Annotated in this window: 5 protein-coding genes and 2 pseudogenes; 3 read left to right on the top strand and 4 right to left on the bottom strand. The window is 35.4% G+C overall.

The genetic code is table 11. The annotated features are described in order from the left end of the window. Positions 1-179 (top strand): annotated as a pseudogene (locus H6F47_RS28250) (Uma2 family endonuclease); the annotation flags it as partial. 116 nt (positions 180-295) lie between these two features. Here the strand turns inward: H6F47_RS28250 and H6F47_RS25790 are convergent. Next, entirely contained in the window at positions 296-1,828 is a 1,533-nt protein-coding gene (locus H6F47_RS25790) for a SagB/ThcOx family dehydrogenase (RefSeq protein ID WP_190651617.1), read from the bottom strand. A 274-nt stretch (positions 1,829-2,102) separates the two neighbouring features. On the opposite strand from H6F47_RS25790, the gene H6F47_RS25785 reads away from it, so the two are divergent. Further along, a complete protein-coding gene (locus tag H6F47_RS25785) occupies positions 2,103-2,939 on the top strand; it encodes an alpha/beta hydrolase (RefSeq protein WP_137669242.1) in 837 nt (278 codons plus the stop codon). Between the two features lie 112 nt (positions 2,940-3,051). After that, positions 3,052-4,761 (top strand): serine/threonine-protein kinase, encoded by a 1,710-nt coding sequence (locus tag H6F47_RS25780; protein WP_137669241.1) that lies wholly within the window; start codon positions 3,052-3,054, stop codon positions 4,759-4,761. A 146-nt stretch (positions 4,762-4,907) separates the two neighbouring features. Here the strand turns inward: H6F47_RS25780 and H6F47_RS25775 are convergent, their stop codons facing one another. From H6F47_RS25775 to H6F47_RS25765, 3 genes and pseudogenes are all read right to left on the bottom strand, one after another. Then, complete coding sequence (locus H6F47_RS25775; protein ID WP_096566932.1) at positions 4,908-5,696, bottom strand: ABC-2 family transporter protein; 789 nt, start codon at positions 5,694-5,696, stop codon at positions 4,908-4,910. Positions 5,697-5,756: 60 nt separating this feature from the next. Next, positions 5,757-6,737 carry an ATP-binding cassette domain-containing protein gene (locus H6F47_RS25770; protein WP_137669240.1) on the bottom strand — a complete coding sequence of 327 codons (981 nt, stop codon included), beginning with the start codon at positions 6,735-6,737 and terminating at the stop codon, positions 5,757-5,759. Positions 6,738-7,209: 472 nt separating this feature from the next. Next, positions 7,210-8,382 (bottom strand): annotated as a pseudogene (locus H6F47_RS25765) (AarF/UbiB family protein); the annotation flags it as partial. Between the last annotated feature and the right edge of the window lie 102 nt (positions 8,383-8,484).

Below are 8,484 nucleotides of genomic sequence, written 5' to 3'. Positions count from 1 at the left end.
GTGTTGAGTTAGGAATTTGGCAAAGTGAATATCAAAATGTAGATTTACCTTGGTTACGTTGGTGGGATTTAGATGGTAATTTGTTGTTAAGTGGAGAAGAAGGAGCAGAACAGGAACGCCTAAAAAATGAGCGTTTAATTGCCCAATTGCGTGCTTTAGGTGTTGAACCGGAAGTTTAATAAAATTCAGATCCCCAATTGTTTAATTATGTTTAATAAGTCGGGGATCTAATTTTTTGCAATCCAAAATCCAAAATCCAAAATCCAAAATCCAAAATCCAAAATCCAAAATTGCCTTACCTTGGTTTTCCCAAAGTAGTTATATATAAAACTGCTTCATCAGCGGGAATACCCAAAACATCATTTACCTGATCATCAAAGAAACCCCCGATACCACTAACTCCTAAATTCAAGCGAATCGCTGCTAGATTAAGCCTTTGTCCTAAATGACCGGCATCGAGATGTAAATAACGGTAAACGCGATCGCCATATTGTCCTATAGCTGTTTTTAAATCAGCAGTATGAAATATTACCGCTGCTGCATCTCGTCCTAATTCCTGTCCCAAACAAAGAAAATGCAACTCACGACGAAAATTCTTAAAGCGAATTTGTCTTAATTCTTGGGCTTTTGGTGCATAATAATAACAGCCAGATTCTAGTCCCTTAACACCAGAAACAGCAATAAATGTTTCAATTAAATTCAGGTCAAAATAATCAGGAGCAGTATCTAAATTTTGATCCAGATAATTTTGTGGTTGATAGGTAAAATCGAGTAAAGCTTTCAGTTCATCAAAAGTTAATTTTTCACCACTATAAGAGCGAGTAGAACGACGTTTATAGATAGTATTTTCTAAATCTACAAAATTTTTACCCCAGTCAATTGGTGTGGTGACAGTAGAAAGTTTGTCGCAAAAAGGAAAATTATATTTATCATCTAAAGTTTTTTCTGGTTTGGTGGTGGCTACATTTTTTTTACTGTTTTCATCAGATTTAATTTGGGTGTGAACATGAAAATATTTTAAGAGTTGTCCATCAGGAATGGAAGGATAATTAGTTTCTGTTAATGAAGGTAAGGCGGTTTTTCCTAAAGGCAAATTTTGTTTAATATCTAATAAATCTGCCAATGCCATCACTACAGTTGCACCTTCTTGTTCTGGATCGATATACAGTAGATCATTGATAGCTTCATCTGCAAAACCACCAATTAAATGAGGACGATAATCAGTAATTGAACCTGCCAATTCAATGTTACCTAAAAGATGTCCAGTATCAAGAAAAATGCGACGATAAGCTCGATCTTCATAACGCCATGCAGAACGATAAAAAACCGCAGTAGTAATAATAGCGAGTTGAGTATTTTCTAAACTAGGATGCCAAAAACAAGCTGCTTGTAAAGCTGTCCAAACATCATTTTCCCAAAATTGTTTTAAAGAATGAGTACGACATTGATAGTTATAAAGTCCAGCAGGTAACAAAGGTGTACCACGGGAAACTAAATATACTTCAGCCGGGTATAAACCTCCTGCACTGGGAGCAGAGCGAAAATAAACTGCACTACCCATAGAAGGCATTTTCGCAGTCAGTCCATAACTGTGAAATAACAGTTGCGAAAGTCTCCGCCACCATTTAGCATCAGGATTATGGTTAAAAGCCTCTGGTGCTTCTTGTAAATAGGGTTTAAGGTCAAAATCAGCGCCAATTTTGTATTCTTTAAATGGCACTGGTTGTTTAGCCCAGTCTAACTCCTGATTTTTCCCAGCTAATGTCTCCGGGTCGTATTTAGTACGCTCGTGGTAATGTTGGGCAATTGATTGGTATATTTCTGGCATAGTATTTTTAATTTAAGATCCTCAGAAAATTCTATTTTTTGATTGGGGACTGGTGACTGGTGACTGGTGACTGGTGACTGGTGACTGGGGACTGGTGACTGGTGACTGGTGACTGGTGACTAGTGACTGGTGACTGGTGACTGGGAAAGAAAATTTTAGATTTTAGATTTTAGATTTTAGATTGGAATTGACAAAAACAATCCAAAATCCAAAATCCAAAATCTCAAATAAGTAACTCCTGACTCCTGCTGTATTTATTATGAATTACCAAATGATGCCTACACGCAAAACACTGTCAAAATCTGACGTTGAAATCTCTTACTTGGAATGGAACAAAGGTCAAAACCCATTGCTGTTATTACATGGTATGGCTGATAATGCTTGGGTTTGGTCGAGTTTAGGAGATTATTTAGCGGCTGATTACCATATAATTGCCCCAGATATGCGTGGTCATGGTGAGAGTAGTAAACCAGAGAAAGATTATAGTTTTGAAAGTGCGATCGCTGACCTAGAAGCATTAATGGAACAACTGGGATGGAATGCTGCTCATGTTGTCAGTCATTCTTGGACAGGTAAACTAGCTGCTATTTGGGCGCGACAAAACCCAAAACGCTTAAAAAGTATCACTTTGGTAGATCCAATTTTCATCTGGAAAATGCCCAGTTTACTAAAATTAACTTTTCCTTTGTTGTATAAAGTTCTACCATTCTTAAAAACTATGGGACCATTTACCAGTTACGAAGAAGCGGAACAACAAATCAAACAACTAAGTCAATTTCAAGACTGGAGTGCTGTACAGCAACAAGTTTTTCAAGCGGGAATAGAACAAAAACCCGATGGAACTTGGGGTAGTAAATTTACAATTTCTGCCCGTGATGGTATTTTTGATGCAGTCTTAGAAGTACCAGGTTTTATTACTCCTGTTGATACACCTGCCCTCTTTATTCAACCAGAAAAAGGAGTAAACCGCCAAGATTGGCAAATTAAACCCTACAAAACCAACCTGAAAAACCTCACCTTTAAAAAATTACCTGGAAATCATTGGCCATTTCTAACCAAACCAGCAGAATTTAATCAAACTGTCGCCGAATTTTTAGCAAGACAAAAATGAAGGAGTCAGGAGTCTGGATTCAGAATAATTTTAGATTTTAGATTTTAGATTGGAGTTGACAGAAACAATCACCAATCACCAATCACCAATCACCAATCACCAATCACCTATCATGAGTCTCTGTATAAATCCTATTTGTCCTCAACCTAACCACCCAGATAATGATGAAAACCGCTTTTGTCAAAGTTGCGGTTCTCAATTAGAATTATTAGGACGTTATCGAGTTTTACGTTTACTAAGTGATAAAACTGGGTTTAGTAAAGTTTATGAAGCTTACCAACAAGACACACCAAAAATTCTCAAAATCCTCAAAGAAGAATTAGCTAACGATAGCAAAGCGGTTTCTTTATTTCAACAAGAAGTAGAAGTTTTAGGACAATTAAAACATCCTGGTATTCCCCAAGCAGAAGAATATTTTACCTATCAAACCAGAGCAGGTTTAACCCTGCATTGTATGGTAATGGAAAAAATCGAAGGACCGAATTTAGAACAATGGTTAAAACAACAACAAAACCGCCCCATTTCTGAAAGTCAAGCAATAGCTTGGTTAAAACAACTAGCCGAAATTTTATTATTAGTACATAACCAACAATATTTACATAGAGATATTAAACCATCTAATATAATGATTCGTCCAGATGGACAATTAGTATTAATTGATTTTGGCACAGCCAGAGAAATTACAAAAACCTATATTGCTAATAATGGCAGCATGACATCTATTTCTTCTTCTGGTTATAGTCCCAGAGAACAAATGAATGGTCAAGCATTGCCCCAATCAGATTTTTTTGCATTAGGACGCACCTTTGTATTTTTATTAACAGGATGTCAACCTGCTCAATTATATGATGCTCATTTAGATATTTTAAACTGGCGACATTTAGCAAATCATGTTTCCCCATACCTATTAAATTTTATTGATTGGTTAATGGCAAATGAACTTAATAAACGTCCTGAAAATGCCAGAGAAATCCTAGATAAATTAACAGAATTAGAAAATATATATACAGGAAGTAACGTAGCCACAGTCAATATAGTAGGTGGTTTAAAAACAGAAATAGTCACACCAACAACCACAACCAAAAATACAATTAAACCTCCCGAAAAACAACCCGAAAAATTACCCTTATTAGCCTTATTTACCGCCTTAATATGTTCCTTATTATTATTATGGACAGTAGCACTGGCAAACAGAAATAATAAATTTACCGTTGTTCCTGCTGACTATGGACAAGCACCGGTTAAAAAAGGACAAGTTGATTATTTTCCTTATGAAGAAGGGAAAGACAGTCAAGGGAAAGTAGCAGAATTTAACATAGCAGTTTTATCAGTAGAATATAAATGGCAACTAGGCAGCACCTTTCAAATTAAACATAACGATGAAATTATTAACCTTGAGGCTTTAAAAACTCGGTTAGAAGCAGAAGGAATACAGAGAATAATGGAAAATCCCAGTGAAATTATTTCTGTAGGTACAGCTTCCTGTGAAGGTGATGTGAACACAGAACAAAGTAGAGCGTTAGAACGTTCAAAGCAAATTCAATTATTAGCGAAACAATTATTTAGTAATACATCAAGTGTTCAAGGTTATAGATTATTAAACTTAGGACAATTTCAGAGAAAAGACTGTCAAGCAAATCAAGATTCTACAGCTTATCAACGCAGTATCATTATTATTGGAGTCAAAAAACAAGACGAGGGAGTAATATTAGATGAAGCACTCAGAGATAGATTAGAGAAAAAACCCTTTGCGGATTTTAAACTAGAAGATTATTCACTAGGTGCAGCAGATAAATTTAAAACAATTCCTAGTAATTTATAATCTTTCTTACTCTGCGTTCTCTGCACCTCTGCGGTAAATAAATCTGATAAAACTTATGGTCAAAAAAGCAGATATTAGCACCAAAAAACTTATTAGCTAACTTTCAATTTTCAATTTTCAATTTTCAATTTTCAATTTTCAATTTTTCATGCTCCCATTCCCGAATAACGCTTTAAACCTGCACGCCATAACAAGCGATTTGCACCTAAAAAGATCATAAACCAAGCTATAATTGATAAAAATCCTCTGGTTAAATCTACAGGTAAACCTACTAAAATACTAGCAGGGAAATTAATTAAATAAGGAAATGGTGTCATCATGGCAATATTTCGCACTGCTTCGGGAAAAACTTCTAAAGGTGCAATCATACCTGATAAAAACAGAAAAAATAAAAACCAAAAGGTTTCTAAAGCTGTAGCTCTTTCTGTCCAAAATGCTAACATTGCTAAGGTATATTGAATTAAAAATCTTAACGCAAAAGCCAGCAATGCAGCTAAGATAAATAACAATAAGTTAGGTAAAGTCGGTATCCAAAAAGCTTGGGGATATAAGATAAAAAAGAATCCTATTAATAGAAATACAAAAGGAAGTCGAGCAAATCTTTCAGAAATATGTCCAGCGAGATGATGAAATACTGGATCTATGGGTTGTAATAAGCGAGGTGAAAGTTTACCTTCTACTACTTGTTTTTCAAATTCAAAAATCACCCAAACAACTGTCAGTTGTCTAGCCAGAAAAACTGCGAAAAAGTAACGGGCAAAATCTAATGAATTTAAACTAAAATTTCCTCCTGCGGCGGCTTTTATCCAGACTCCCATGAGAATAATTGGTAAAGAACCAGATAATACCCATAATATGAGTTCTGAGCGATATTCTACCATATAGGCATAATATACAGTGAGCAAGGTTTGGATTTTTTTTAAAGGTTTTTTCATAGATATTTTACTCAAATTTTCTTATTAACTATTCCTGATTAAACTGTCACCTGTCAGCTATTAAACAAAACCTGCTTGAAAAACTCTACCAATTACTTCTTCTATTGGTGGTTCTGTGACTGTTAAATCAATAATGTCTAAATCAGCTAAAATTTTTGAAACGGTGCGAGTCAGTGCTTCTCTTTCAACTATAAATTTAACTTTTCTCCCTTCTAAAAGTTGAATATCACCATAAGAAGTTAATTTTTCCGCTGGTAATGGTTGGGATAATTCTACATCAATTTCTCGATAGGGTGCGAATTTTTCTAAGAGTCTATCTAAGCTACCATCATACATTAATTTTCCTTGGTGAATTAATAGCACTCGTTGACACAAAGCGGTAATATCTGCCATGTAATGGCTTGTTAATAATACTGTTGCTTGATAAAGTTGATTGTATTCTCGTAAAAAGTCACGCACTCCTACTTGAGCATTTACATCTAGTCCTAAAGTTGGTTCGTCTAAAAATAAAACTTGGGGACGATGTAAAAGTGCGGCTAATAGTTCTGCTTTCATTCTTTCACCTAATGAAAGTTTTCTGACGGGTTGATTTAGTTTACCTCCTAGTGATAACATTTCTGTTAATTCACCAACTCGTCGATGAAATTCCTTATCAGAAATGTTGTAAACTGCGGCGTTAATTTTTAAGGAATCTATTGCTGGTAAGTCCCATAGTAATTGCTGTTTTTGTCCCATGACTAGGGTGATTTTTTGTAGGAATGCTTCTTGACGACGAAAGGGAGTTAAACCAGCAACTTGAACTTGGCCACTAGAAGGATGAATTAAACCGGTCAGCATTTTTAAAGTTGTGGTTTTACCAGCACCGTTAGGTCCTAAAAAACCGACTACTTCCCCTGGTTCGATGGTAAAGGTAACATCTTGAACCGCGTTAATATTACGATATTTACGGCGAAAAAAGTGGTTAATTGTCCCAATAATTCCTGACTCTTTAATGGCGACTGGATAGGATTTACAAAGTTTTTCTGCTATAATTATTGACATAAAAAATTATTTCCTTGTATTTTATATATTGTATTCTTTCGGCTTTTTGGTTGCTGCATACTACTAATATAGCGTTTCCCAGTCTAATAGACATCTCCAGAAAAGAAATTATGGAACTTATTTATGGGGGCAGGGCGAAGCATTTGGGATAAGCTGTTGTGCATTTAATTTGTATAAGTGGAACAGGCATCTTGCCTGTTAAACAAGAGTTCAGAATATTAGGATTATACAATTTAGCTGTGTAACAGCTTATTTAGATGTCTGATTTTTCCGTTAAATTATCGCCCAAATACTTCGCCTCTACAACTTATGACAAATTAATACATTCTATTGTGGAGATGTCTAATGAAGTACACTTGAGTCTATTCAATTTGGAGTCTGACTGGACTGAGGAATAGGAGTGTCGGAGAGTTTTTGCGTAAGTCCTAAAAAATTCACAATTTTCAGTCCGATGTCGCTCACTTTAGATAAATTACTTTAAACGCCCTGAACGTAAAATACTAATAATTAACCATAAACCTAATAAACTAGCAGCAGCAAATAACAAGCTGCTCAGAAAAGATAATTGAGAAGTTTGAGCTTTACTAGAAATAATTGCTGCTCCCATTATTAGAGAACCTACTAAAATACTAAAAGAAAGACGGTTGGCTGCATCATCCATTGTTCGGCGCACACCGTCTAATCCTCTTAATGATAAATTCCATTGTAGAGTTTCTGATGTTACTCTGTCTAATAATAGTTCAATTTGCCGGGGAGATTGTAAAGAGAGACTTTTAATATCTAAAGCAGTCCGTAAAAGAGAACGAACCGGACTATCTCCTAATAACTGACGACGAAACAAGTCAGTGATTAATGGTTGAATTTCATCAAATAAATTAACTTCTGGGTTAAAGGTACGCGCTACCCCTTCTAAATTTGCTAAAGTTTTGGCATATAAACCCATATTACTGGGTAAGCGAATTTTATTATTACGAGCAACTTGTAAAATTTCATAAATTATTTGACTAAAATTGATCTCAGTTAAACTGACATTATAATACTTTCGCAACATTCGATCATAATCATTTTCTAAGCGAGATAAAATCACAGGTTGAGCAGAATCAGAAAGTTGTAAAGTTAACTGAGCGCACCTTTGAGCATCCAAATCAACAATTGCTAATAACATTTCTGTAAGAATTTGTTGAGTGCGGGGATCAAGTCTACCCACCATGCCACAATCTAAAAGAGCAACACGCCCATCCGTCAGATAAAATAAATTGCCAGGATGGGGATCAGCATGAAAAAAGCCATCAATATATAATTGTTGAAAAAATACTCTAAATAATAAAGTAGTAATTCCTTTCCGTTTAACAATAGAATCTTGAGCATTTTCGGGATTTAAATCTGCTGTTAAAAGCGGAACACCATTCAACCATTCCATCACTAATAATTTTTCTGTAGTCAAATGCCAATAAATTTCTGCAACTACAATTTGCGTGGGATCATACCAACGACCTTGGGATAAATTGCGCCGCAGTTGGTCTGTATAACCGGCTTCTCTTGTAAAATCTAATTCAGCTTCTAAAGCTTTAGTAAATTCCTCAGCAATAGATTTGATGTCATAAATTTGTCCAAAATCAGTTCTCGCCACCAAATCCGCAATACCTTAGACCTGTCCGAAAATTAAAAAGGCAGTCTGTGTATGGCTTTGAGGATGTTCTCATTTCAGCCAGACTTGACGTAATCATCAGGGCTAGAGATAGTTACT

The sequence above is a fragment of the Sphaerospermopsis sp. FACHB-1094 genome (assembly GCF_014696195.1).
GTDB classification, from domain to species: domain Bacteria; phylum Cyanobacteriota; class Cyanobacteriia; order Cyanobacteriales; family Nostocaceae; genus Sphaerospermopsis; species Sphaerospermopsis kisseleviana.
Note: the sequence above shows the minus strand (reverse complement) of the source record. Positions and strands in the feature narration are given on the sequence as shown.

What these genes read in the sequence shown, in the direction of transcription:
- H6F47_RS25790 (WP_190651617.1), bottom strand. Translation starts at nt 1,828, where the DNA reads ATGCCAGAAATATACCAATCAATTGCCCAACATTACCACGAGCGTACT.
- H6F47_RS25785 (WP_137669242.1), top strand. Translation starts at nt 2,103, where the DNA reads ATGCCTACACGCAAAACACTGTCAAAATCTGACGTTGAAATCTCTTAC.
- H6F47_RS25780 (WP_137669241.1), top strand. Translation starts at nt 3,052, where the DNA reads ATGAGTCTCTGTATAAATCCTATTTGTCCTCAACCTAACCACCCAGAT.
- H6F47_RS25775 (WP_096566932.1), bottom strand. Translation starts at nt 5,696, where the DNA reads ATGAAAAAACCTTTAAAAAAAATCCAAACCTTGCTCACTGTATATTAT.
- H6F47_RS25770 (WP_137669240.1), bottom strand. Translation starts at nt 6,737, where the DNA reads ATGTCAATAATTATAGCAGAAAAACTTTGTAAATCCTATCCAGTCGCC.